General features: G+C 46.1%; 17 protein-coding genes. 11 read left to right on the forward strand and 6 right to left on the reverse strand.

Annotation, left to right across the window (positions count from 1 at the left end):
* Positions 1-701 precede the first annotated feature (701 nt).
* Positions 702-3170 (reverse strand): DUF5686 and carboxypeptidase regulatory-like domain-containing protein, encoded by a 2469-nt coding sequence (locus tag F0364_RS01430; RefSeq protein WP_153795968.1) that lies wholly within the window; start codon positions 3168-3170, stop codon positions 702-704.
* A 352-nt stretch (positions 3171-3522) separates the two neighbouring features.
* On the opposite strand from F0364_RS01430, the gene F0364_RS01435 reads away from it, so the two are divergent.
* A complete protein-coding gene (locus F0364_RS01435; RefSeq protein ID WP_153795969.1) occupies positions 3523-4428 on the forward strand; it encodes a UbiA prenyltransferase family protein in 906 nt (301 codons plus the stop codon).
* Between the two features lie 115 nt (positions 4429-4543).
* Positions 4544-4768 (forward strand): CDGSH iron-sulfur domain-containing protein, encoded by a 225-nt coding sequence (locus F0364_RS01440; protein WP_153795970.1) that lies wholly within the window; start codon positions 4544-4546, stop codon positions 4766-4768.
* A 164-nt stretch (positions 4769-4932) separates the two neighbouring features.
* Here F0364_RS01440 and F0364_RS01445 read toward each other — a convergent pair whose 3' ends face one another.
* Together F0364_RS01445 and F0364_RS01450 are read right to left on the reverse strand one after the other, a co-directional pair.
* Positions 4933-5739: a hypothetical protein gene (locus tag F0364_RS01445; protein WP_153795971.1), complete on the reverse strand. Its 807-nt coding sequence runs from the start codon at positions 5737-5739 to the stop codon at positions 4933-4935.
* Positions 5740-6143: 404 nt separating this feature from the next.
* Positions 6144-8840: an ABC transporter permease gene (locus tag F0364_RS01450; RefSeq protein WP_235920984.1), complete on the reverse strand. Its 2697-nt coding sequence runs from the start codon at positions 8838-8840 to the stop codon at positions 6144-6146.
* 450 nt (positions 8841-9290) lie between these two features.
* Between F0364_RS01450 and F0364_RS01455 the strand changes: the two genes are divergently transcribed.
* The 5 genes from F0364_RS01455 (at position 9291) to F0364_RS01475 (ending at position 14966) form a co-directional block, all read left to right on the forward strand.
* Positions 9291-9962, forward strand: a complete 672-nt coding sequence (locus F0364_RS01455) for a dioxygenase family protein (RefSeq protein WP_207632461.1) — start codon at positions 9291-9293, stop codon at positions 9960-9962.
* Between the two features lie 52 nt (positions 9963-10014).
* Positions 10015-10404 carry a DUF1801 domain-containing protein gene (locus F0364_RS01460; protein WP_153795973.1) on the forward strand — a complete coding sequence of 130 codons (390 nt, stop codon included), beginning with the start codon at positions 10015-10017 and terminating at the stop codon, positions 10402-10404.
* Between the two features lie 6 nt (positions 10405-10410).
* Positions 10411-10950 (forward strand): DinB family protein, encoded by a 540-nt coding sequence (locus tag F0364_RS01465; RefSeq protein WP_207632462.1) that lies wholly within the window; start codon positions 10411-10413, stop codon positions 10948-10950.
* A 321-nt stretch (positions 10951-11271) separates the two neighbouring features.
* The gene (gene bshC, locus F0364_RS01470) at positions 11272-12933 is read left to right on the forward strand and encodes a bacillithiol biosynthesis cysteine-adding enzyme BshC (RefSeq protein ID WP_153795974.1); all 1662 of its coding nucleotides are present in this window, start codon (positions 11272-11274) and stop codon (positions 12931-12933) included.
* Positions 12934-13211: 278 nt separating this feature from the next.
* Complete coding sequence (locus tag F0364_RS01475; protein WP_153795975.1) at positions 13212-14966, forward strand: vWA domain-containing protein; 1755 nt, start codon at positions 13212-13214, stop codon at positions 14964-14966.
* 242 nt (positions 14967-15208) lie between these two features.
* Here the strand turns inward: F0364_RS01475 and dnaJ are convergent, their stop codons facing one another.
* Together dnaJ and F0364_RS01485 are read right to left on the reverse strand one after the other, a co-directional pair.
* Positions 15209-16375 carry a molecular chaperone DnaJ gene (gene dnaJ, locus F0364_RS01480; RefSeq protein WP_153795976.1) on the reverse strand — a complete coding sequence of 389 codons (1167 nt, stop codon included), beginning with the start codon at positions 16373-16375 and terminating at the stop codon, positions 15209-15211.
* A 104-nt stretch (positions 16376-16479) separates the two neighbouring features.
* Complete coding sequence (locus F0364_RS01485; protein ID WP_153795977.1) at positions 16480-17052, reverse strand: nucleotide exchange factor GrpE; 573 nt, start codon at positions 17050-17052, stop codon at positions 16480-16482.
* A gap of 386 nt (positions 17053-17438) precedes the next feature.
* Here F0364_RS01485 and F0364_RS01490 point away from each other — a divergent pair, with 386 nt between their 5' ends.
* The 4 genes from F0364_RS01490 (at position 17439) to F0364_RS01505 (ending at position 24559) form a co-directional block, all read left to right on the forward strand.
* On the forward strand, positions 17439-19823 hold the full coding sequence (locus tag F0364_RS01490; RefSeq protein WP_207632463.1) for a beta strand repeat-containing protein: 2385 nt from the start codon (positions 17439-17441) through the stop codon (positions 19821-19823).
* 168 nt (positions 19824-19991) lie between these two features.
* Complete coding sequence (locus tag F0364_RS01495) at positions 19992-20447, forward strand: hypothetical protein (RefSeq protein WP_153795978.1); 456 nt, start codon at positions 19992-19994, stop codon at positions 20445-20447.
* Positions 20448-20532: 85 nt separating this feature from the next.
* Positions 20533-23331 (forward strand): BamA/TamA family outer membrane protein, encoded by a 2799-nt coding sequence (locus F0364_RS01500; protein WP_153795979.1) that lies wholly within the window; start codon positions 20533-20535, stop codon positions 23329-23331.
* A gap of 469 nt (positions 23332-23800) precedes the next feature.
* On the forward strand, positions 23801-24559 hold the full coding sequence (locus F0364_RS01505; RefSeq protein ID WP_153795980.1) for an SDR family NAD(P)-dependent oxidoreductase: 759 nt from the start codon (positions 23801-23803) through the stop codon (positions 24557-24559).
* Positions 24560-24564: 5 nt separating this feature from the next.
* Here F0364_RS01505 and F0364_RS01510 read toward each other — a convergent pair whose 3' ends face one another.
* Complete coding sequence (locus tag F0364_RS01510) at positions 24565-25632, reverse strand: cytochrome-c peroxidase (RefSeq protein ID WP_153795981.1); 1068 nt, start codon at positions 25630-25632, stop codon at positions 24565-24567.
* Positions 25633-25657: the final 25 nt, after the last annotated feature.

Genomic DNA, 25657 nt, shown 5'->3' on the forward strand with positions numbered 1-25657 from the left:
AATGCGCAACATTCGCTTGAGTTCACTATTTAAATTCATAACGTTGCCATAAATTGCTGGCAAGTCGTCAGAAATGGATAAGCGTTTTTTTATCCAGTACCGGGGAGGTATGGCTATACCGGTATTAAGCAGTGTTTTTTTGTCTGAACTGTAACAATACTGAATCTGGATAAGGCTTGTTCCGTCTCTGCGGGTTTTTCGGACATTGCAAATTGGTCTGATTGGAAACAACATAATTAGTCGAATTTTTAGTCGAATAAATTGTTGCTACTCTTTGTAAAGTTACCAAGCTATAAAAGTGATTAATGTTGCAATTATTTAAAAGTCAATCACTTATTAGTAAGATCTATAAGGAGGAGATAAGTAACGATTCGTTTGAGCTTTCCCGGAGGAACATTTTGTGCTCATCCCCATTAATACAAGCACAAAGCGTTCCTCCGGAACGCAGGATGACACCCTGCAATGTTCTACCCACAAAGTGTTCCTCCGGAACACAGGTTGCATAATGCGCTTATTACACCTGCCTCTATATTGCGAAATTAGCATGGCTGATTGAACGAACTTTCTTTCTCAAGTTGCTGACGCCAAAGGCGGCAGAAACAAAAGCTACTATGCGGGAAAAGCTCCGCAGCGAATCCAACCGCACAAGTGTGCGACGCAAGTAAAGCCTCATAGTACTACCTTCCGCCGGGCCCATAAAACTACTGGTTACCCCTGCCGCCTGTTAAAAAGCCAGGAATACCCAACCTTATGCCGAAGCCTGGTTTATTACCTGTTTGAAATGCCTGCACAAAATCTACCCGTATTACTTTCAATATGTTTTCTATGGAGAAGAATACTTCAGCGTATTTGCGGCTGCTATCAACATGCAAGGCATTACCGCCGATAATAAAGTACCAGTTCCACTGTTTAAGTAAGGGGATTTTGTTGGAAAGCAAACCGTTTAAATGGTACTCAATATGTGCGGAACTTTGAAACGTTGATGTGTTGCTGTAAGTGTAATATGGCATTAGCTGAAAGCTGTTGAGATAAACTGAAGCTATTGCCGTTTCGTTATCGGCGTAATGCTGGTAGTCTGGCAAAAACACCTGCCTGCTGTTAAAAATGCCACCGGCAGAAAAACGGTAATCTATTCTTCCTGCCAGCTTCATATTAAGGGCATCGTAAATGGAGAAATTCCAGCGGCTGTATTGCACATCGCTGCCCAGTACATTGTTGAAGGCCTGTTTATAATATAATTCCAGCGTAGGGTATTTAGAGCCGATGCCAAAAGTAGCTTCCGGCAGGCGGATATATTTGGTGCCGGGCACCCACCGTAACAAAACGGATGCCGTTACTGCCTGGTTACGCGGCATGGGGGCGCCTGCTGCCTGCGGGTAGTTGGGTGTAAAGGCCCTGTCAGAATAATCTTTCCAGCTATAACTGCTGGTGTTTTCGAGGGGCAGCCTGTCCTGGTATTCGGCGGCAATGGTAGCATTAAAACCTTTGCCCAGCTCTTTGCTGTATTGCAGTTTGCCAAACCAGGCTTCGTACAGCTTCATATAATTGCGTTCGTAAAAAAGCGTGGATATGCTGTTAACCACTTCAGTAATTGGCTGCAGGTTATTAAACTGCAATACCTGTTTGCCGCCGGAAATGCTGACAGACTGCCTGGCTTTTTTTCCATATTGGTAACTGCTTTTGAAGTGCATGTTGAAATGCCTGTTGCTAAAGCCGTACCGCAGGGTGGGAGAGACGGAGAAGGTTTTACCAATGTCTGCAAATGTTTTATTAAGCGCAGGGCTAAAGTTGATAACGGCGCCTTCTACCGTGTTGTAGTTAAGCATATTTACAACAGAAGGAAAACTGATGTTAAGCTTATCCTTTTCCCTGCTGTACGATTGGCCGGTAAGCAGTATGCCGGCGATTGTAAGCTTATTTCTTTTACGGTCCAGGGAGTCGAGGTATGCCGGGTTTTGTTTCAGTTTTTCCAGGCTGTCTTTCTTTATGTAATCCGCGGCTTCATCCTGCTGCAGGGGCAGTGGCCTTATGGAATCCCAATAGGCCGGCGGTTTTTTGTTTGAGCTGTCTTTGTAGTCAACAACAATGTCATTAAAATAGCCCTGCTCAAATTCGGGTTGCAGGTTAAAATCTTTGTGCACCTGTACAAAGCTGCCGTACGCGTCAAAGCCAAAGAATTTTACAGAAGGGTACACCACCTGTTGCTGTAAAAGCCATGTGCCCTGGTAAGGCGCATACAACTGCTCAATTTTAAGTGTGTCCAAAAACTGCATCTGCTGCTCCTTGTCCACGCTAAGCTCAACACTGGCAATGCGCCACTCATTTTCTATAATATTAATGTAGCCGTTAAACACAGGTTCGTACTTACGGCGGGCGGTTACCTTAATGCGGTTAATCATCCGGTTGTCTTCAAAGTAAGTGCCCTCCAGTTTATAGCGGTAAAAATTTAGGGCATTGTCTGCAATAGGCGAAACAAAACCGCGGGGATTTAAGTTGCGACCGACACGTACATTATTCTGGTAAAAAGAAATAATCTGCGGCGTGGCAAAACCATACCCATCGCTGCTGCCGCTAACTTTGGTGGATAACACTTCTACCTTTTGTTGATCACCATTTACTGCATAGGTTGAAAAAGATTCAGACAGGAAAAGAATTTTCTTTTTGCTGGTATCGCCGTCCTCAAAGTCAACCTCTTTGCCCAGGAATTTCTTAGGAAAATCCCGGAGCCTTAGCTGGCCTTTTATATACACTTTGCATGTAAATTTTTTCAGTTCATGCTCATAGTCGGGGCGCTTTTTTATGGCCTGCCTTATAATGGCGTAAGCCGGGTCTTCGCCGCCGGATTTTACCACCACATCATTCAGTTGGTATTGCTGTATTTCCAGCACAAAATCAACCCTGGTGTTGCCTGTTACCTGCACCTCTTTTTCTGCGGTGCGGTAGCCTATCCGCTGGCACAACAGGCGGTAAGTGCCGGGTTTTACTGTAATCTCGTAAGTGCCCTGTGCATTGGCCGATACGCCCACGCCTGTTCCTTTTATGGTTACAGAAGAAAAGCCGAGCGGCTTATTATCTGTGCCTGTTACAGTGCCGGAAATTTTTTGAGCATAAAAACTGCCTGGTATGATTAATAAAAGCAGCAGTATACATTGGCAGGTGTTGGCCTTCATTAAATGAAAGTACAAAGCTGGTGTATGGTGCAGTTGCCGGTAATAAAATTAAACCCGCTTTTAACAAATGGGTAGTCAATGTGGGTTCTTATCTAAACGACATTTATTCACCATTGACTATTCACCATTCACGAATTTTGGCTACCAGCGACAGTATTTCATGGGGACTTCGTCGCAATCCTTTCATCGGTTGGTTCTTTGGGCAGCTTTTCAGCCCCGGGTAGAGTATGTTTTGCGCAAAAAAATGCAGCGAAAGTATTTATGGTAGCTCAAGCACATGTAGAGTTATATTCATCTTCTCCACCCAAACAGTTTACATTACTTTTGCTTCACTCAATCTTCAATAAGCACATTGGTTAGCAGATTCATCAAGCTTGTTTTTTTTGGAAACTATTTTTATGCCGCCTGTGCTGTGGCCTTATCTGTAGAGGCATCCATGCAAATGGGCGTTCCTTTAAATCCCTGGTTTTATTACTTGTTGGTTGCAACGGCCACGGTATTCTACTATACTAAAGCATACATAAGCGAATCCGGCGAAAAAAACGTTAATGCAAGAACAGCATGGTACCGCTTGCATAAACAGCAGGCAAAAATTTCACAGGTGGTGCTCGCCATTGTAACCGTTACCGGTGCTGTTTATTACCTGTTAATGTATTATCAGGGACTTTTTCGTCTATCACTGCTTAACTGGCTGGGTATCCTTACCGTACCGGTGGCCGCGATATTGTATTACGGCCTTTCGTGGAAACGCAGCAAACGTTACAACCTGCGCAAAAATGGTTTTCTGAAACCTTTTGTTATAGGCTTTGTATGGGCCGGGGCGGTAACCATATATCCTGTAGTTTTCAAGTACATTCAATCCTTCAGTGCGTACGAAGTTTCTATATTCAGCCTATGGTTGCTGGCTAAAAACTGGATGTTCATTACCGTACTCTGCATTATGTTCGACATTAAGGATTACGCCGCAGACCATAACCGACGGTTAAAGACCTTTGTGGTGCGTGTTGGGCTGCGTAAAACAATTTTCTACATTATTATACCGCTCTGCCTGGCCGGGTGGCTGGCTTTTCTTGTGTTTGCCTATTTCAACAGCTTCGCTTTCTTCAGGGTTATCATCAACAGTATCCCCTTCCTTTTGTTGTTGCTGGTTGCCTATTCTCTGCACCGCCGTAAAAGCATTTTGTATTACCTGATTATCATTGACGGGTTAATGCTGGTAAAAGCGGCTTGCGGTATAATGTCGGTTATCTGGCAGTAATGTTTGGCGTTTGATACTGCTTGTGAAACAGCAAAACTTTTGTTACCACTTGCCATGCTTTTTAGCTGGTGCTATATGTTACAATTGGTTAGATTTGCCGACTAAAAAATATCACATGGCTGCGGCAAAAATTACGGTAAACAACAATGGTTCTTTAAAAGTGGAAGGCGATTTTGAAATAGTTGACAGGAACGGCACACCCTACGATCTTGGTGGAAGGGAAATTATTTCCATCTGCCGTTGCGGCCTTTCATCCAACAAGCCCTTCTGCGATGGATCGCACAAAGGACATTTTGAACACGAAGCCGTTGCGTTTGCTTTGCCGCCTAAGAAAGTATAGCCCTGAAAAATTATAATTCAAGCGTGAGCTTGCTCTATTTCTATAAAGCACAAAAAATGACCGCGGGTTTTACCCGCGGTTAAAAAATGGAAGGCAGCCCTGTAAAGGCTCACTTATTTGATAGGCGATGCTGTTTTATGTATGTATACATAAGCTGTGCCCCTTTACTTAATTTCAGCTTTTATCAATTCTACTGTAGATGTGGTGCCTAATCCGTCTTTTGCCTCCTGATATATCAGCCCAATATTTTTGGCAAAAAAGTTATTTGTTACAGATTTGATATCAAAACCCGGTATTTCCGGCGAACCGGCAGGCAATTGGGGCGTGGCAATTGTTTCTACCTGTATAACATCTTTGTAAGTAATACTGTTTACTGTTTTGCTTAAACCTCTGTTTTTAATGCTGTAAACCATTTTGGTTACGGCTCCGTTGCTTAAGGATACTGTTTTATCCCATGAAGTGCCTACGGGCATATTATCTTTGAGGTAAAGCATTTCAAGACCGATTATATCTGTTGTCCCGGTACTTACATTCACTAAGTTTCCGTATTGGTAATAGTCGCCGTTTACGCGGCAGTTATAGCCTATCCGTTCAATACCTCCCATATTAGCCTGCACCGCACGGTAAACTTTGTTGTTGATGGTACTGTCTTTATCAAGGCATTTGGAAGTATATTCAATAGTGGTATCAAAAGATATGGATGAAAAGCCAAAAGCTTCCAAAAACTCTTCGATGGAGCCAAAACCCAGCGACGCAAAATCGAACCCTTCAAACATGGAATCGTCAAACTTAAAAGTCTGGTGCATGCGGTATGTCCAGGTAGAGCCGGCTGTCAGTGGCTGGTAAGTGTCGGAGGGGTTGGTAACTATAGGGCCATCGTCGGTTATAACATCATCGCCCCAACTGATCTCTTTCTGGCATGAGGTAAAACTTATAACTGCCAGCAGCAGTGGTACGTAAATTTTCTTCATAAATAAGGGTTTAGCTTTTCTGCGGCGAATTTAATGGCAAGTATTGATTTGCGGAATTAAAAAAATGTATGTAAGGCCTGCCTGCGAAAAAAACAGCCTGTTACACTTTGGGTGAGGGATTGAAGCGGCTACCCCGGTGAAGCCATCGCAGCAGGGGTTCTGTGCCGGAGTAGTAGCGGAAAGCCCGACCCCTTGCGATAGCTTGGGGACACCCCCAAGTACGAGTTAGGAAGTACCAAGTACTTTTTTATGTAAGATGTTTGATGTGGGATGTACGATGTGAAGGGAATGTAAGATGTACGATGTGGGATGTACGGTGTAAAAGTATCTGGATTGCTGTATGTAGTGTAGTTTAATAACCCGCTTCTCACTCGCCACTCACCACTTCCCACTCGCCTTTTACACTACCCCTCCACACGCAAGCTCTTTACCGGGCTGGCCATGGCCGCACGGATGGAATGGAAGCTAACGGTAACTAACGCGATAATAATGGAAGCTGCGCCTGCCAGTGCGAAAATCCACCAGCTTATACTGGTGCGGTAAGAAAAATTTTGCAGCCAGTTGTGCATTACCCACCAGGCTACAGGCGATGCGATGATAACTGAAATAAGTACCGGCCGCAAAAAATCTTTTGACAGCAGCGTGGTAATAGCAGCCACAGAAGCGCCCAGCACTTTGCGTACCCCAATTTCCCTTACCCGGTTTTCGGCCATGTAGGCAGCCAGCGCAAAAATGCCCAGGCAGGAAATGAATATGGTAAGCCCGGCAAAAAGCCCAGCAAATGTGCCGAAGTGAAGTATGCCGCTGAATTTTTCGGCGTAAGCTTCATCAACAAAATACCGTTGAAAGGGGTATTGTGGGTTATACTTTTTAAATATGGCGCTTATCTTTTCCAGGCTTGCATGCACGGATTGGCCTGGGTTTAGCTTTACCGTTATTGTTCCAAACCAGTTGTAAGCCTTGCCGGGCCCCTGTATTACTGCGGGGTAAACAGGCTCATATGGCCTGCCGGGGTTAAAATCTTTTACTACGCCTACTACCTGCCATGTGCCTTCGTGGCTTTTTAACTGCTTGCCCACGGGGTTTGTAAAACCCATAACTTTTGCGGCAGACTCGTTAAGCATTATGGCCATTGTATCCGTGGGGTATTTTTCTATATCAATATTGCGGCCTTGCAACAGCTTAATACCCATGGTTTTTGTAAAATCTTTGTCTGTAGAAAACCGGGTAAACATGGGCTTATAGCTTTCGTTTTTTCCTTCCCACTCATAGCTGCTCTCCCAACTCCAGATATCTGTAATGGGAGAGCTGGTGCGTGTTACCAGGCTGGCAGCGCCGCTTGCCAGCAGCTCTCGTTGTATTAATGGAAAATTCTTTTGTACATCGCCCTTATTGTAAACAAACAGCCTGTTTTCTTTTTCAAAACCCAGGTCCCGTTTGCGGCCATAATCAATTTGGCGGTAAATAACAATGGTGCAAATGATGAAAATAATGGCAAAACTAAACTGCACCACCACCAGTACTTTGCGGGGGTTAAAAATAGAACCTACATGCTTAAAATTGCCCTTTAGCACATTAATAGGCTGGTAAGCTGCCAGGTAAAACGACGGATAGCTGCCCGCAAAAATGCCGGTAAGCAATATAAACGCCGCCAGCAGCAACCAGAAATACAGGTTGGTGTAAGGCATATACAGTTGCGCACCTGTAAGTTTGTTAAACAAGGGCAGGCATTGGTGCGCAATGGCTACGGCGGCAACCCCGGCTATAAGGGAAAGTATTACAGACTCCAGCATAAATTGCTGCACCAGCGATGTTTTACCGGCGCCAGCCACTTTGCGTATGCCCACTTCTTTAGCCCGCTTCATGCTGCGGGCTGTACTAAGGTTCATGTAATTAATACAGGCCACCAGCAATAGCAGGCCTGCAATCATGCCAAAGAGTATCACGTCGTCAATATTGCCGCCCACAATTTTGCCATTTTCAAATCTTGACCATAAGTTCCATTTGGCCATCGGGTGCACAAAAATTTCATTGTTCAGCTCTGGCGCATGGGCACGGGTAATATTGCGCAACGCGTTATTGGCCGCCTGTTCCGTTACACCGTTTTTAACAAGTATAAAAGTGCGTATGGAGTTGGTGGTCCAGCTAAGGTTTTCCCAGCCAACCTCTTTGGTGTAGCTCCAGGGTACCAGGTAGTCAAAATGAAACTGTGTATTATGCGGCAAATCTTTTAAAATGCCTGACACAATAAAAGTGGTACTGTCAACCGCTACCTGTTTGCCCATTGCTTCCTCACTGCCAAATAATTTTTTAGCCATTTGCTCGGTAACCACTATGGAGCGCCTGCCTGCTAATGCGGTACTGGTATTACCTTTCAGCAAGGGAAAACTGAAAATGTTGAAAAAACCGGGGTCAGTCAGGTAGCCTTCGCATTGCAGGTGCTTATCCCCGGCAGATAGTACAAATGCGCCAACCCAGTTTATCCTTGCAACATCCTGCACCTGTGGATAGTTTTTTTGTAAAACAGGCGCCATAGCCATGGGTGTAGCACCCCAGGTTTCTGTATTGCCATTTATTTTAGCCCTGTTGTACACCTGGTAAACACGGCTTTTGTTTTGGTGAAACTGGTCAACAGAAAGTTCCCCGGCAATCCATAAAAGCAGCAGTATGGCGCTGGCCATGCCAATAGCCAGCCCAAAAATATTGATGAAGGAAAAACCTTTGTTGCGCAGCAAGTTGCGTATGCCGCTTTTAACATAGCTGTTCATCCGGCCGTAACCAAACCAGGGCCATGCATGTAAGCGGCCATCTTTTTTACGGCGGCGCTTGGCAATAGGTTCGTATAATTCGGCGGGGCGGTTGGTGGGTATTGGGGGCTGTTGTTGCCTTGCTTTTTGCAGCAAACGTTTGGCTGCGGCTTCTTCGTCATTGGGCATGGCGGTTTCGGGGGCTGATTTCCATGCAGCCGCCATCAGCTCCATAGAAGCAGAAAAGGCCGGATTATGTTGCAGCAAGTCCTGCAGTTCGGCCAATTCCTGTTCCGAAGCTTCGCCAGACAGCTTTCTTGCCATCAATGCCCAAAAACGGTTTTCATCTTTCATGTATCGCAATAGTCAGCAAAACAAATATAAAAATATGCCATTGCTGTTAGCGCCTGACAGGCAATTATTTGTAATAAATTTTACTGGTGCGGGTGTACGGTTTCGATACAGCTTGTGTACGGTTTGGGGGGAAGTGGTTGAGGATAAAGCAAATATAGCAGGGGGTGTCCCCAAGCTATCGCAAGGGGCCGGGCTTTCCGCTATTACTCCGCCACAAGGCCGGGCGGCGAAGGCTTCAGCGGGGTAACCGCTGCAATCCCTCACCCTAAGGTGCAGCACGCTGATTGTTTTGCTGGCAGGGTGTTGTTTTAAATACTTTTTTGCTTTTGTAAATTATCTGCTCGCAATCATCCTGCCGGTTAACAATCAGGTTTTAATTATATATTTAACCTGGTTGTCACTCTAATGCAGTTGTGCTGCCGGTTATTTTCTTTACTAAAACTACACCGCATGGAAAGGGATGAATTTTTAAAAAATCTTGCAATTACGGCTACTTCTATCCCGTTGCTGTTAAGCGCTTGTAAAGCAACCAGTTCTGGTAACCAGCAGCCCGCTGTTACAGATTGCGGCGCTAATGTAACGCCGCCCGTTCCTGAAGGGCCTTTTTACATAGATGAGCAACTTAACCGCAGCAATATTGCCGAAGACAGAACTGGCATTCCCTTAACGCTGCTTTTTACAGTAGAAGATGTGCATTGCAAGCCTATCCCAAACGCGATAGTTGATATATGGCATTGCGATAAAGAGGGCAAGTACAGCGATGAAGCGGCGGAAAATACAGTGGGCCAGAAATGGTTAAGGGGTTACCAGGCTACAGATGCAAACGGAAGGTGCAGTTTTCAAACAATTTTTCCCGGTTGGTATAACCGCAGGCTTACGCATATACATGGCAAGGTAAAAGTTGGGAACGTAACAAAACAAACCACCAACTTTTTTATACCTAAAACGGTGGAAGAGGCTGCGTATGCCACACCGCTGTACGGCAAAGGAAAAAATCCTGTTACGCTGGATGAAGACATTGAGTTAAGAGGTGATAAAAAAAGTTATGAAGCGCTTACTATGTCCGTTACCGGCAATGTTGCCAGCGGTTTTATTGCCAGCTTTACCGTTGTATTTGTTTAGTATCCCGGGTAATCAGCCGGCTACTGCGCAATAACCATAAAACACAATTATCATGAATGACGATGTCATTGCCTATCACGCAGCGCTTGCTGAGAATGACAAGGCTATCTGCGAACTTTTGTACAAGGAAATCTCCCGCCATTTGCCTGAGGCTGAAAACAAAGTCTGGCACCGCCACCCTGTTTGGTTTTTAGAGGGCAATCCCATAGTTGGGTATAGTAAATTGAAGGATAGTGTAAGATTGTTGTTTTGGAGCGGGCAATCTTTTGATGAGCCGGCATTACTGCCCGAAGGAAGCTTTAAAGCTGCTGAAGCCAGGTACACAGAAGCAAAGCAGGTAAACAAAAGCGACTTAAAGCGCTGGCTGGGCAAGGCCCGTGATATTCAGTGGGACTACAAGAATATTGTAAAACGCAAAGGGGTGCTGGAAAGGTTAAAATAATAAGCCATGCAGGAAGCTTTCAGGCAATGTTTATGGAAAAACTTCGGGGCGGCTATTGACATGTTGAAAAGCGCTGTTGAACTATGCCCGGATGAGCTTTGGCAAAACGAAAAAAAGTTCTTTTACCTGGCCTGCCATACTGCCATTTTTCTTGATTATTATCTTACCATCCCGGTTCGTGAATTCAGCCCGCTTTTACCATTTACACTGGTGGATGCCGATAAATTACCGCCCGAAGCCGTGGATGATGTAATACCCAACCGTTTGTATAGCAGGCAGGAAATTATGGACTACCTGTCTGTTGCACGGGCGAAATGTAAAAACCTGCTAACGCTGCCTGCTGCAGATAAACTCAACAGCCGTTGGATTGAAGATGACGAGATTAACCTGCATGGCTTATGCCCGGCTATTGTAGAGAACTATACCATACTGGAAATTTTGTTCTACAACTTAAGACACGTGCAGCACCATGTAGCCCAGTTAAATGTTATACTAAGGCAAAAAGCAGGTACTGCGGCCGACTGGGTTTCGCTTGCGGATGATTGAATTGTTTGATAGTGCAGGATACTGTTGCCAGGCGCCATGCCTGACATGAAACATGTAGCAACAGGACATAGAACAACAATGCCTCGTAGTGCTGCATGTTTGCAGGTAAGGAAAATTCTATGCAAAAGGAGCGCCGTAGGTGCGACAAGTTTTCACGAATTGTGGAAAGATACGGTTTACCCTGCACAGGCTGCAGTTTACAATTCCACGGATGTTTTACAACAGACAACTATGTTTTCGATTTGTGAAAGATTGTTAAATGGTAGCAAAGCTGTATAAATAATCGTGTTAATTTGCCATGAAAATCCTGCAAAGCTTGTAATGCACCACAACAACAATTTAAAAACCAGTGCTAATCATATAACAGCTTCCGCCCCAACAGCGGAAGTTGTGTGTAGCCATATAGCATATAACCAAACGGGTTTTTTTTCAAAAACCGTTACAGACTACCTTTCTGGCCAGCCCGGCCTGCAACAGTTTTATACCCATGCACCCAATCTGCAGGGCATAAAAGATGCCATTGCACAAAGGCAGCATATCGCGTACAACCGCAATGTGCTGATGCAGCAATTAACCAGCCAGTACCATGGCCTGCCCCTTGCTGAAAAACTGGAGGCAAACCTGCAACTGCTGTTGCAAAACAATACCTATACAGTAACCACTGCGCACCAACCCAACATATTTACGGGCCCGTTGTATTTTGTATATAAAATTCTGCATGCCATACAATTGGCGGACAGTTTGCATCAGCAACTGCCGGATTACAATTTTGTGCCTGTGTATTACATGGGTAGCGAAGATGCCGACCTGGATGAACTGGGCACTATAACCATCAATGGTAAAAAATATACCTGGCAAACTAAGCAAACCGGCGCTGTTGGCAGAATGAAAATTGACAAGCCTTTTTTGAGCCTTATTACCGAAATGGAAGGCCAGTTGGGGGTGTTGCCTTACGGTAAGGAAATAGCGGCAAAATTCAGGCAGGCATATAAGGAGAAACAAACCATTCAGCAGGCTTCGCTGGAGTTGATTAATGACCTGTTTGGTCATTACGGCCTAGTAATACTGGTGCCGGATAATGCTAAGCTGAAAGAATTATTCATACCTGTTATTGAAAAAGAACTTACAGAGCAGTTTTCTTACAAAGCAGTTACACAAACCCTGCAGCAACTGGAGCAACATGGGTACAAAGTACAGGCGGGTGGCCGGGAGCTGAACCTTTTTTATTTAACGGAAGACAAAAGGGAACGCATAGAACGGCAAGGCAATGACTATGCCGTTAATAACCTTGGCCTTACGTTTACCCAACAGGAGATATTGGCAGAACTGCGGCAACACCCGGAAAGGTTTAGCCCCAATGTTATTTTACGTGGCGCCCTGCAGGAAACATTGCTGCCTAACATCGCTTTTATCGGCGGGGGAGGGGAGCTTGCCTACTGGCTGGAACTGAAGGGGGTATTCCAGGCTGCGGAAGTGCCTTATCCCGTGTTGATATTACGCAATTCATTTTTGCTGGTACCCGCAGAGCTGAAAAAGAAAACGGAAAGCATAGGCATTACCCTTGCGGATTTATTTGAGCATGACCATGAGCTGATGAATAAGATTGTTACACAGCGCAGCAATAAACCTGTTGGTCTTAACGGCCAGCTATCTAAGGTGGGGGAATTGTATGATGGTATTATGGATGTAGCCGTAAACATAGATGCATCCCTGCACGACCATGTGATGGCGCTGCGCAAAAAAGCCCTGCAACGGCTGGAAGAACTGGAAAAGAAAATGCTGCGTGCTGAAAAAAGAAAATTTGGTACAGAGAAAGAGCGGATAGAGAAAATAAAGGCAGTGCTTTTTCCCAATAATAACCTGCAGGAAAGGGTTGAAAACCTGGCCGGTTTCTATGCAGTATATGGCGAAGGTTTAATTGACCTGTTGCTGGAAAACTCTCTTACCCTTGAGCAACAATTTTCAATACTTGTACTAAGCTAAGCCTGCCGGGTTATACCAATTACAGCCCCGGCACTATGCATATTACGATGCTGCAACAGCCGCAACAGCAAGCCGGGAAGAATTGGTAAAGCTTAATGGCTGCCGGATGGAAATGGAAACCCCGCTGAGGGGCTGTGCGTTGGGTGCTGTGGCGGAGTTGCAATGAACAGCCGGTACTGCAGCACCAACAAAGAACAGAAAACTGAAAGCCCCAAATTCCTCTTATCTCTGCTGTTCAATTTCAATCTTTCACTTAACTTACAGCAAATTATACCCGGTTGAAAAAATTACTGCTTGCTGCTATACTGGGTTGCTGTATATCGGCCTGCTATCCCCAATATTATCTTCGTGGTGAGGTGCACGACGAACTGGGCAGGTCATTATCCAATGTACACATATATCTTTCTTCCAGGGGCACTTATCCTTTCAAGACGGGTTCTTACGGCACATTCGGCATTCCGCTAACGGTTAAAAGCGACAGCATTTTTTTGCAGCTACAGGGTTACGAACCGGTAAGGAAACGGGTGGAAGCCAACAAATACCAGTCTTTTGTAATGAAGGCCACGCAGGCTGGTGCCAGCATTACCCGGCATAAGCTTTCTTCATTTACAAAAAACCTGCTTGATGGCAACAACAACCGTGACTATAGCTTTAATGAAAGCTATACCCGCCTTGTTGAAAACGATTTTATTGAAGCGGACCGCTTTGCTGAAACCGGCTTCGCCCTTACTACAGACAGGGCTTCGTTCAGCAACATACGCCGCTTTATTAACATGAATGAAAAAGTGCCCTGCGATGCTGTGCGCATTGAGGAAATGCTTAATTATTTTCATTTTGATGATACCGACCTGCCTGTTACCGAAGGAAGGTTTGCGTGCCGGGCCAAACTTTTTCCTGCCCCCTGGAACAGCCGGAACAAGCTGCTTTTTGTGCAGATGAAGGCGCCTAAGATTAATCTTGATACAGTGCCGCCCACCAACCTGGTTTTTTTAATTGACGTATCCGGCTCTATGGATATGCCCAACCGCCTGCCGCTGATACAGGCTGGTTTAAAACTGCTGGTTGAAAACCTGCGCAGCCAGGACACCGTTGCCATAGTAGTATATGGCGGCAGTGTGGGTATTATGCTGCAGCCCACATCTGGCGCGGATAAAAAACAGATTACCGATGTTATTGACCGCCTTAGCCCAGGTGGAGATACACCGGGAGAAGCCGCTATTAAAACCGCTTATGCTTTGGCGGGCCGCTCGTTTAACCGCAATGGCAATAACCGGGTAATTATTGCTACCGATGGCGACTTTAACGTAGGGCAAACAACAGAAGAAGAACTGGAAAAACTAATTACACGGCAACAGCAAACGGGTATTTACCTTACCTGCCTGGGCGTGGGTATGGGCAACTACAAAGACAGCAAGCTGGAGGCGCTGGCAAAAAAAGGCAACGGTAATTTTGCTTACATAGATAATTACCAGGAGGCTGAGAAAGTGTTGATACAGGAGTTTGCCAAAACTATTTACACTGTTGCCGATGATGCTTTTTTGAACGTGAAATTTAACCCTTTGCTTGTAAGAGAGTACAGGCTTATTGGCTACAATAACCGCAGCGACGCGTTAAAGGATGATAACATGCCCGAAGGTGGCAGTGTTGGTTCCGGGCATACAGTAATGGGCGTGTTTGAAATAGTTCCATCGCAGGATGCAGCGGGCGACTCTGCGGTGCTAAATAGCAAGCCTGTAGCAACCATGCAACTGCGCTTCAGGAAGCATCTGAACGATAGGCTTATCATACAGGAATTCTCCGTTTTTAACAACCAGCCCGGCAGCCAGGCTGGTTATACAGAAAAGCTGGCTACTTCATTAATTATGTTTGGCAACCTTTTACGCGAATCCGGTTTTGCCAAAGCCTATACCTGGGATGATGCGCTTAAGTTTACCAACCAGTATATCAACCGGCAAAATGCGGCCGAAGCAGAGCTGGCTGGCATGATGGATAAGGCGAAGAAGATTTACAGCAAAAAGCGAAAGCGGGGGTAAGATCTAAGTACGATATACACAGTACAAAGTATGTTTTGCTGAGTGGTTTATCTTTATTATTTGGTAAATAAAGTTGGTTTTTATAACCCCCTTCCGGGTGTTTAATTTTATGAGCCCGGCAGCAGGAACAATTATTGAGCGTCCCTTGCGTCGCACTCTTGTACTCCACCGCTTCACGCAACAGCCACATCATACATCCCACATATTACATGTACTTCGTAACCCGTACTTGTTCTTGTTACTTACCCAAACGCTTCCTTCACTTTATCAAAAAAGCTTTTTTCGCTTTTGCCCGGCTGTGGTTGAAAGTTGGGGCTTTTAGCCAGCTTTTCCAACATGTCTTTTTCCTCGCTGGTTAGGGTTTGAGGTGTCCATACGTTTACATGTATCAACTGGTCACCTCGGGAATAGCTGTTCACTTCCGGAAAACCTTTGCCCTTCAGCCTGAATATTTTGCCGCTTTGTGTACCGGCCGGTATTTTAATTTTCGCACGGCCGTCAATGGTGGGTACTTCTACCTGCGTACCAAAGGCAGCGTCGGAAAAAGAGATATGCAGTTCATAAGCCACATTCAGACCTTCCCGCTGCAACTCCTTGTGCGGTTCTTCTTCAATCAAAATGATAAGGTCGCCTGGTGCGCCCCCACGTTCGCCGGCATTGCCTTTGCCGCCCATGCTCAGTTGCATGCCTTCCTGTACGCCGGCGGGTATATCAATACTTACGGTTTCTTCTCCATACACACGGCCCTCGCCCTTACAGTTGCCGCACTTGGCTGTTATGGTAGTGCCTTCCCCGTTACAGGTAGGGCAGGTGGTTACCGTTTGCATCTGGCCTAAAAAAGTGCTGGTAACTTTACGCACCTGGCCGCTGCCACCGCAGGTACTGCAGGTTTGCACACTGCCTTTATCTTTGGCGCCGCTGCCGCCGCAGGTATTACAGCCAACATATTTCTTAACCTTAATGCTTTTGGTAACGCCTTTGGCTATCTCTTCATAAGTAAGTTTAAGCTTTACACGCAGGTTGCTGCCACGTACACCGCGGGCACGGCCAGCACCGCCGCCCCTTCGTCCGCCACCGCCGCCAAAAAAGCTGCCGAAAATATCATCGCCAAAAATGTCACCAAACTGGCTAAAGATATCTTCCATGTTTACATTGGTGCTGCCGCTGAAACCGCCGCTGCCTGGCGCAAAAGCCTGGTGGCCAAAACGGTCGTACTTGGCGCGTTTATCAGCATCGCTTAACACCTCGTAGGCTTCGGCGGCTTCTTTAAATTTTTCTTCAGCCTGTTTGTCTCCTGGGTTACGGTCGGGGTGAAACTGCATAGCCACCTTACGGTAGGCTTTCTTTATCTCATCTGCCGTGGCTGTTTTGCTTACACCAAGAATTTCGTAATAATCTTTTTTTGTCATAAATGTGTATGTGCTCAAATTACTGATGTGCTGACGTATTACTGTTTGCTTTGTGAAGATTTGTAACTGTCATTAGCAAATCAGCACATTGGCAAATCAGTCAATTACTTTCCTACCACCACTTTGGCAAAACGTATTATTTTGTCGTTCAGGTAGTAGCCCTTCTGTACTTCATCCAGCACTTTGCCTTTCAATTCTTCTGTTGGGGCGGGTATTTCGGTAATGGCTTCATGTTTTTCAACATCAAAATCTGTGTTAATGCTTTCCATTACTTTAACCCCTTTGGCCTGCAGGCTTGTTCTAAGCTTGTTAAACACCAGTTGAATGCCTTCTTTAATCTGGCTGATATCTTCCGATGCCTGCAACTGTTTTTCTGCACGGTCACAATCGTCCAGCACATCCAGCAGCGATGCTATTACGTCTTTACCTGCGGTTTGAATTAACTCCAGCCGTTCTTTGGCAGTACGGCGGCGAAAATTATCAAATTCAGCCATCAGGCGCAGGTATTTGTCTTTTTGCTCTGCCAGCTCGGCCTGTACTTTTTCTATGGCTGAGTCATCGGCAACAGGCTCGCTTAAATGCGTGGTGCCTGCTGCATTTTCGTCAGCATTTATGTTATAGTCTGTCATTTCGGTAGTTCCATTGGTGGTTTCGGTGTTCAAATCTTTTTCTTGCATAGCCATTTTAATTGATGGATAAAGGGTTCAAATTTTTTGCCAAGGCAAAGAAACGGGAAAAATTGGCAGTTATGACAGGCAGCGATCCAAAACAAATGCCCCTATTCCAGAATGAGTTGATAAATTTTAAAAGAAAAGAAAACACTTACAAAACGCATTCAGCCCCAAAGCGATATACCAAATTCGTTTGCCGGCCAGGATAAATAATAGTAATTGTGGTTGTTTTACTGGAAAAAATGGCTACGTGATAAATCACACACACCGAATGCTAATTTTCCCCCTTTTTAATGTAGCTTGTAAGGCTACTTTGCAAATCAAATCACGACCCTTTCAAACCAAACTTGCTTCATCACAACATTTATCCATTTTAAAACAAATTCAGGCTTATGAAAAAATGTGTATTGTTTTTTTTCCTGTCAATGTTTTTGTTACAGTTCACAACGAGGGCCCAGGTGGCTATTGGCACGCCGGCAGGTGTTCCCCATGCAAGCGCTATGTTGGAAGTAAGAAGCACCAGCCGCGGTGTATTGCTTTCCAGGGTAACAACCGCCCAACGTACGGCAATAGGTTCGCCGGCAGATGGTTTAATGGTATATGATACCGATACGCAAAGTATATGGTATTATAAGAATGCCACAGGCTGGGTGCAGATAAACGCTGGCGGCTCGTTAAGCCTGCCTTATTCTGCAACGGCCAACTCTGCCTCGCCTTTGTTCTCTATCAGCAACAATGGTGATGGCCCTTCACTGGAAGGTATCAGCAATGTTACCACCAGCAGCATCGCCGGAATCAGGGGTATGGTGGCAAGTACAAGTCCGGGTGGTTTTTCTTCCGCTGTGCGGGGTATTAACAATGGTACCGGTGGTTTGGGTATAGGCGTGTGGGGTTCCCAAAATGGCAGCGGCTGGGGTGTATATGGCGTAACACCCACCGGTATTGGCGTTTATGGCAATGCCTCCGGGGCCGGTTACGGGGTATATGCCAACAGTAATACCGGAACGGGTCTCAACGCAACCAGTAACAATGGTATAGCAGCTTCTCTTGCCATATTTAACAACGCCAACAACAACAATGTGCTAAACGCCAATACGGCGGGCAATGGTACGGTGGTTAATGTGTCAACTACCGGTAATGGTGCCGGGGTATTTAGCTCTACCGGGCCTGGTTTTGCCGTACATGGCATAACAAGTGCCCAAACTTCTGCGGGTATCGTTGGTGACAATAATGGAAATGGAGAGGCTGTTGTTGGGCGCACAACTTCCAATATTGCCGGGGCTGTTGTTGGCCGTAATGATGGCGGCGGCTATGGCGTTCGTGGGTTTATTGCTACCAATACTTCCAACACGGGTGTGGGCGTGTTTGGCCAGGTTGGCTTAAACAGCAGTACCGGCAGGGCTGGTAGGTTCGAAAACCTGAATGCTACAAATACCGGGGGTAATACGCTTGAAGTAGAAACCAACGGCAATGGCAATATACCGGATAATACGCTTGGCAATGCGGCTTCGTTCCTGGTTGATAACAATAACAGTGTTGCTGCTGCCGTACGTGGTGAAGTGAAAACCATTTTCGGCAGTTTTGGTGCGGCCGGCATTTATGGGGTATCATCGGGCACTGGTGGTTTTGCCGGGCTGTTTCATGCTTCCAATGCCAGCGGCAACGGCCCAGCCCTGGTAGCTATAGCGGATGGCAATGGAAATGGAATTACTGCCAACGCTACCAACACCGGCGACGGCGTTGAAACTACCGTTGATGGTACCGGCAATGCTATTTATGCCTGGGTGCCCAGTTTTGCTACAGGCCGTGCAGGACGCTTCAATATTTTTAATGAATCAAATACCAGCGATGTTATTACCGTAACTACTGTAGGCAATGGTATTGCCGGTAATTTTAAAGTTGACAGGGTTACAGGTACTTCTGCCGCTGTAAAAGGCGAAGTAAACAGCCAGTTTGCCAACTTTGGAACGGCGGGCATTTACGGTATTTCTTCCGGTACGGGTGGTTATGCCGGCCTTTTTCACGCCAGCAATGCCAGTGGCAACGGGCCTGCTCTTATTGCTATAGCCGATGGCAACGGTAATGGCATTACCGCTAATGCCAGTAATGGGGGCGATGGTGTGGAAACTACTGTTGATGGTACCGGCAGCGCTATTTATGCATGGGTGCCTAATTTCAGTAATGGCCGTGCTGCCAGGTTTGTAAATTATAATACCAGTAATACCAATGCCGTGCTTACGGCAGAAACCCGCAGTGCAGGCAGCATAGCTGTTTTCAGGGCTGGTTCTCCGTCTGCCGTTAACGTTGCCAGGATAAACAGTGCCGGCCGTGGCTTTTTCAATGGCGGTACGCAAAACAGTGGTGCAGACGTTGCCGAATCTTTTGAGGTAACCGGCGGCCCCGCTTTCTACGAACCGGGCGATGTGCTGGCCATATCTACTACGGCAGACCGCACAGTAGAAAAATCGTCAGTTGCGTATTCCACCCTGGTGGCTGGTGTTTATGCTACCAAACCCGGTGTATTGCTTACTGAAGAGCATATTGATGCGGACCTCTCGGGCCAGGTGCCGATGGGGGTTATCGGTGTTATACCTACCAAAGTTTGCAACGAAGGCGGCCCGGTAAAAAGGGGAGATATATTGGTTACAGCCAGCAAACCTGGCTATGCAATGAAGGCTGACCTGGATAAGTTAAAACCCGGTCAGGCAATTGGCAAAGCGCTGGAAGAATTCACCGGGACAGAAGGAAAAATAAAGGTGCTGGTAAGTATCAGGTAACCGGTTCACCGGTAGTGCTGTGCATGAATTTTGTGGTGGCTGGCTTTGGGTACTTTGTGGAGGCCCCGGTTGCGTCGCACTACGTTCATCGTTCTGTTCTTTGTGGAACTTTTAAGCGGGTATTAAAATGCCCAATCAATTCTTTTATCATCTTCAAAAACTTTCATCATGAAATATATTTTCGTCATTGCGGTATGTTTATCCTGGTCAGCCAGGGTGCAGGGCCAGTCTTCCTCCCGCAAAATAGCCGACCTGGAAAAACGATTTGCTCCCAACGGCATTTTTAGCGCCGATACATCCAAAAACAACTTGACGCCAAAACCTGCAATAAGCCGTACACGCACTTTGAAGGATCTGCAAAAAATGATAAGTCCTGGTGCTGCATTTAGCACAGGAGCTCCTCCAAAGCAGGCTGCCATAAAAAAGGATAGTAAGGCTGCCGATTTGCCCTCCGCTTTCTCAACTGCTGAAGCCGCAAACAAACGCAAACAGGCCGCAAGTGTTATGCCAGTCAATAAAATACCGGACGCGATAGAACTGGCCCGCCTGCAGTATGCAGACTCAGCGGCAATTAAAAAGGCTGATGCTCCACCTCCTTTAAAAAAGCTGGAGAAGAAAGATTAACAAGGTCAGGCTTTATTATATTAAACCATCATGCTTTATACGTGATGGTTTTTGTTTATCCATTATCTTCAAAAAAAAATAATACATGCGTTGTCTAGGCCAACTGCTTGGTGTAATGTTTTTGTTTCTTTTAGGTGTGCCCATTTACGGCCAACGCTTTGCCGGTAACCCGGCTTCAACCCGGTGGCAACAAATAAACACAGATACCGTAAGAATAATTTACCCGGAGGGGCTTGACAGTACTGCGCAAAGGATAGCCAATGTTGTTCATGTTTTACAACGCAATTACCATGCAACCATCGGCAGCCAGGTGCGGAAAATAAATATCGTGCTGCAAAAAGATGTTGCCTTTACCAACGGGTATGTAGGCCTGGCACCTTACCGAAGCGAGTTTTACTTAATGCCGCCCCAAAGCCCCTTTGAACTAGGTGCACAACGCTGGGCGGATAACCTTGCCATACACGAATACAGGCATGTGCAGCAATACAGCAACTTCAACAGGGGCTGGTCAAAAATATTGTCTGTTATTCTTGGGCAGGAAGGCCAGGCACTGGCCAATGCCGCATCTGTGCCGGACTGGTTTTTTGAAGGGGATGCTGTGTTTAATGAAACCCTGTTAAGTGAACAGGGTAGGGGCCGGTTGCCTTTCTTTTTCAATGGGTACAGGGCTTTGCAGCTTGCAGGGAAAAAGTATGGTTTCATGAAGCTGCGCAATGGTTCGTTAAAAGATTATGTGCCCAACCATTACCAGTTGGGTTACCTGCTGGTGGCTTATGGCCGTAACAAATACGGCGATGATGTATGGAAAAAAATAACACAGGATGCGGCGGCTTACCAGCCATTAATATATCCTTTACAGGGGGCGCTTAAAAAATACACCGGTAAAGATTACTCTTTGTTTGTGCAGGATGCCCTGGGTTATTATGAGCGCCAGTGGAAGGATAATAATATACCACAACCTTCCTGGATAACCGGCAGCGAGAAAAATAACGTGGTGGATTATCAGTACCCGTATCCATCAGATGATAACTGCATTATTGCCCTTAAAACAACCAGGAAAGATATTCCCTGGCTGGTGCACCTTGACAGCAATGGTTTGGAAAAGCGCATCTCTGTACGGGATATTGCTTACGATGACTATTTCTCTTACAGCAACGGCAGGATTATCTACAGCATCTTAAAGCCGGATATACGCTGGGGCAACCGGGAATACAGCCTGATAAAAATACTGGATGTAGCATCCAAAAAAGAAACCACTATCAGGGCAAAGGCCAAATATTTTTCGCCTGATATATCCGCTGACGGCAGCCTTGTGGCAACGGTTGAAATGATGCCCAACCAGTCATCCCGCCTTATTTTGATGAACGAGAACGGCGGCAATACAAGAACACTGCTATCGTCTGCCGGGCAAGTTTTTTCATACCCCAAAATCGCTGCCGGTAATAAATACCTGTACTTTTTTGCCAGGGATACAAAAGGTTATATGAGCCTGCAGAAAATAGAAATTGCGACCGGTGTTGTTGATACGTTGCTTCCTTTCAGTAATACTGCGATGGGCTTTCCGGTAGTATCCGGGGATACACTTACCTACACGGTAAGCAATAACGGCAGCGATGAGCAATGGGCTTTTATAGAGAGCAGCCGGCAGGCCTATAAGCTGGCTTCTTACCCCACCGGTATGTACCAGGGTTTTATAAACGGCGATGGCCATTTAGCCACTTCCGCATTTACCGCAAATGGGTACCAACTTGCTAAAGTGCAGCCTTTATGGCAACACTCCAGTACTGCGCCGTTAAAAGTGCTGTACAACAATGCGGCTGAGAACACTACAGCAAACAACCTGTTACAGCAACCTCTCAATAACAATTACGCTGTATCGAAATACAGTAAGGCTTTCGGACTTTTAAACTTTCATAGCTGGCGGCCCTATTACGACCAGCCGGAGTATTCTTTTTCGCTGTATGGTCAAAATGTGCTGAATACGATGCAAAGCAGGTTGTATTATGTTTACAATACCAACGAAAGCAGCAGCAAAACGGGCTACACGGCTATTTACGGCGGCTGGTACTTACAGCCGGTGCTTGATATAAACCACACCTGGCACCGCAGCGGTAACTACAGGGATAGCTTGCGTGTGCATTGGAATGAATGGGGTGGCGCCGCCGGCCTGCAACTGCCACTTAATTTATCTGGGGGTAAACAATACCGGTACCTAACTTTTTATTCGGGTTACAACTACCGGCAGGTTAACTGGACGGGCGCCGCCAAACAGTTGTTTGCCAACAGCAACCTGGGTTTTATAGATTCCCGCATCAGCTATTCCGGGCAGGTACAAAAAGCGCCGCAGCATATTTATCCCCACTGGGCGCAAACATTACAGGTAAGGCTTAGAAATATTATCAGCAACAGGGAAGGTTACCAGTTACTGGCAAGGGGTACATTTTACCTGCCGGGGCTGTACAAAACACATAGCCTGGCTTTGTCTGCCGCTTACCAGCGGCGGGATACCGTTGGGCAATACCTGTTCAGTAATGATTTTCCAACATCCCGCGGGTACCGCCTTTATGATTATCCTGAAATGTGGCTGCTCTCCGCCAACTATCATTTCCCCTTATTGCTGCCAGACTGGGGCTTCGGCAATATTGTTTATTTTCAGCGCATAAGGCTGAATGCTTTTTTTGATTACACCAATCTGCGCAGCCTTCGCCAGCAAACCAACTACCCGCTTAAAACAACCGGTATGGAAATATTCTTTGATACCAAATGGTGGAACCAGCAGCCTGTAAGCTTTGGCCTGCGCTACAGCCGCCTGCTGAATGCCGGCATTACCGGCCAGGGCGCCAACCAGTTTGAGTTTATTTTGCCGGTAGGACTGATAAATTAAGTACGAAGTTAGAAGTACGAAGTACTTATATATGTAAGACGTTGGGTGCGGTGTATGATGGACAAGTACGATTTATGAAGTACGAAGTACTTATATATGTAAGACGTTGGGTGCGGTGTATGATGGAAAAAAGAACAAAGTATTTAATCATGTAACATATCAGGTAAGGGGTGTATGATGTAAAAATATTTTTATGCAAGCGGCTAACAAAAGCATTTTGTAATCAGTACCGGTTAAAGCCTGCTATCAAATTAATAACCTTTTACACCCGAGTACTTCGTACTTCGTAACTCGTACTTTAAATAAACCTGCCTGCAAAAAAAGCAGCCTGTTACACCTTGCGCCAGGGATTGAAGCGGATACCCCGGTGAAGCCAACGTGTGCTGGCCCTTGTGCCGGAGTAGCAGCGGAAAGCCCGGTGCCTTCGGCAGGCGCCCAAAATATTTTCTTCATCTTATCTTCGCTGGCTATGACGAATACCATTTTAATTACCGGCGCTACGTCGGGCTTTGGAAAAGCCATTGCTACCAAATTTGCTGCTGCCGGCTGGAACTGCATTGTTACCGGCCGCCGCCAGGAAAGGTTGCAGCAACTTGCTGACGGTTTGACCGCTACACACGGCGTTAGCATATTACCATTGGTTTTTGATGTGCGTGACAGGCAGCGTGTTTTTAACCAGCTAACCCAACTGCCGGCCGAATGGCAGCAGATTGATGTGCTGGTAAACAACGCAGGCCTTGCTGCCGGACGTGACAGCTTTTACGATGCTGCTATAGACGACTTTGATGAAATGATTGACACCAATGTAAAAGGGCTGCTGTATGTAAGTAAAGCGGTGTTGCCATTTATGACGGCACGGCGCAAGGGGCATATTATTAACATTGGATCTGTAGCCGGCAAAGAAGTGTATATGAATGGCAGCGTGTATTGCGGAAGCAAGTTTGCTGTAGATGCCATTAGCAAGGGGCAGCGCATGGACTTGCTGCCTTATAAAATAAAAGTTACTGCCATACACCCCGGCGCAGCGGAGACGGAATTTTCTTTGGTACGCTTTAAAGGTGATGACGCAAAGGCCAGGCAGGTGTATGATGGTTATGAACCGCTGCTTGCTGAAGACATTGCCAATACGGTTTATTACTGTGCTACGCTGCCGCCACATGTATGTATTAACGACCTGGTGATAACCTGTACGGCGCAGGCCAACTCGTATTACACGCACAAAGAATAAGCGTTTTAATGTACGTGCTGCGCAGGCGGCGGCAGGGTTTCTACGGGCGGTTCAAAACGTGGGTCTTTTACAAAACTGCTGTCTGTAAGCGCCATCATAAAAGCGGTAAGCTGCCCTATTTCAAAGTTTGACAGGGGTATGCCTTTAGGCATCAGCAAAGAATCTGTAGTAGGCATGTTGATAACAGAGGTTCTGTAATGCTGCAATACATCAAAAGTGCTGTATAGGCGGCCATCGTGTGTGTAGGGGGCGGTAAGCATTACGTTGCGCAACGAAGGAACCCTGAACTTAAGCGAATCCGCAGCGTTGCGGGTAATGCGCATGCGCCCAAAGTCGTTAATGGTGGTATCCAGGTCTAAGCCAATGTTACGGTAGCTGTAGTCAGTAAACATTGGTTCGGTATGGCAACTGGCGCATTTTTTCCTGAAAATATCATAACCCAGTTTTTCTGGCAGGTTAAAGTTGGCTTCGCCCCGCATTACTTTATCGTATTTGCTGTTGTTGCTAACCATCATTAACACAAACTGGCTTAGCGCCATATTCATGCGGCGGGTATTGATAACGGCATCTCCAAAAGCCGTTTTAAACAGTTTGCGGTACTCTGCGTCTTTGTTTAATTTGTTGATGACGTTTTCAATAGTTTCGCCCATTTCGTTGGCGGCGGTAATTGGCGCCAGTGGCTGTAGGTCAAGGTGGTTAATGCCGCCGTCCAGCATCAGCTCTTTTTGCCAGGCCAGGTTAAATAGTCCTGGTGCGTTACGGGTAGTAAGTGTATTGTTGATGCCGTGGCTAAGGTTATGGTCGTAAGTGGCAAAGGCGGAAAACTGCTGGTGGCAACTGGCACAGGCAAAATTACCATCGGCGCTAAGGCGGCCGTCGTAGAATAGTTTGCGGCCCAGTTGAAACCCTTCTTTGGTAAGCGGGTTCTGCTTAAAATCGTACACAGGTTGTGGCCACCCCTGGGGTACGGTAAACTGCAGGGGCGTTGTTTTGTTTATTCTTTGCCTATGGATAAACGAAGCACCGGCCATTACTGCCGCACATAACAATATCAACACTGCCAGTCTTTTCATTCAATCGTTATTGGTATGCCTCCGG

The organism is Foetidibacter luteolus (assembly GCF_009650435.1).
In the GTDB taxonomy this organism is placed as follows: domain Bacteria; phylum Bacteroidota; class Bacteroidia; order Chitinophagales; family Chitinophagaceae; genus Foetidibacter; species Foetidibacter luteolus.

Bases quoted from the DNA above. Each gene is read 5' to 3' on its own strand.
- F0364_RS01500 (WP_153795979.1), top strand. From the start codon at position 20,533: ATGCGTTGTCTAGGCCAACTGCTTGGTGTAATGTTTTTGTTTCTTTTA.
- F0364_RS01490 (WP_207632463.1), top strand. From the start codon at position 17,439: ATGAAAAAATGTGTATTGTTTTTTTTCCTGTCAATGTTTTTGTTACAG.
- bshC (WP_153795974.1), top strand. From the start codon at position 11,272: ATGCACCACAACAACAATTTAAAAACCAGTGCTAATCATATAACAGCT.
- F0364_RS01445 (WP_153795971.1), bottom strand. From the start codon at position 5,739: ATGAAGAAAATTTACGTACCACTGCTGCTGGCAGTTATAAGTTTTACC.
- F0364_RS01485 (WP_153795977.1), bottom strand. From the start codon at position 17,052: ATGCAAGAAAAAGATTTGAACACCGAAACCACCAATGGAACTACCGAA.
- F0364_RS01440 (WP_153795970.1), top strand. From the start codon at position 4,544: ATGGCTGCGGCAAAAATTACGGTAAACAACAATGGTTCTTTAAAAGTG.
- F0364_RS01460 (WP_153795973.1), top strand. From the start codon at position 10,015: ATGAATGACGATGTCATTGCCTATCACGCAGCGCTTGCTGAGAATGAC.
- F0364_RS01510 (WP_153795981.1), bottom strand. From the start codon at position 25,632: ATGAAAAGACTGGCAGTGTTGATATTGTTATGTGCGGCAGTAATGGCC.
- F0364_RS01430 (WP_153795968.1), bottom strand. From the start codon at position 3,170: ATGAAGGCCAACACCTGCCAATGTATACTGCTGCTTTTATTAATCATA.
- F0364_RS01495 (WP_153795978.1), top strand. From the start codon at position 19,992: ATGAAATATATTTTCGTCATTGCGGTATGTTTATCCTGGTCAGCCAGG.
- F0364_RS01465 (WP_207632462.1), top strand. From the start codon at position 10,411: ATGCAGGAAGCTTTCAGGCAATGTTTATGGAAAAACTTCGGGGCGGCT.
- F0364_RS01505 (WP_153795980.1), top strand. From the start codon at position 23,801: ATGACGAATACCATTTTAATTACCGGCGCTACGTCGGGCTTTGGAAAA.
- dnaJ (WP_153795976.1), bottom strand. From the start codon at position 16,375: ATGACAAAAAAAGATTATTACGAAATTCTTGGTGTAAGCAAAACAGCC.
- F0364_RS01450 (WP_235920984.1), bottom strand. From the start codon at position 8,840: ATGAAAGATGAAAACCGTTTTTGGGCATTGATGGCAAGAAAGCTGTCT.
- F0364_RS01455 (WP_207632461.1), top strand. From the start codon at position 9,291: ATGGAAAGGGATGAATTTTTAAAAAATCTTGCAATTACGGCTACTTCT.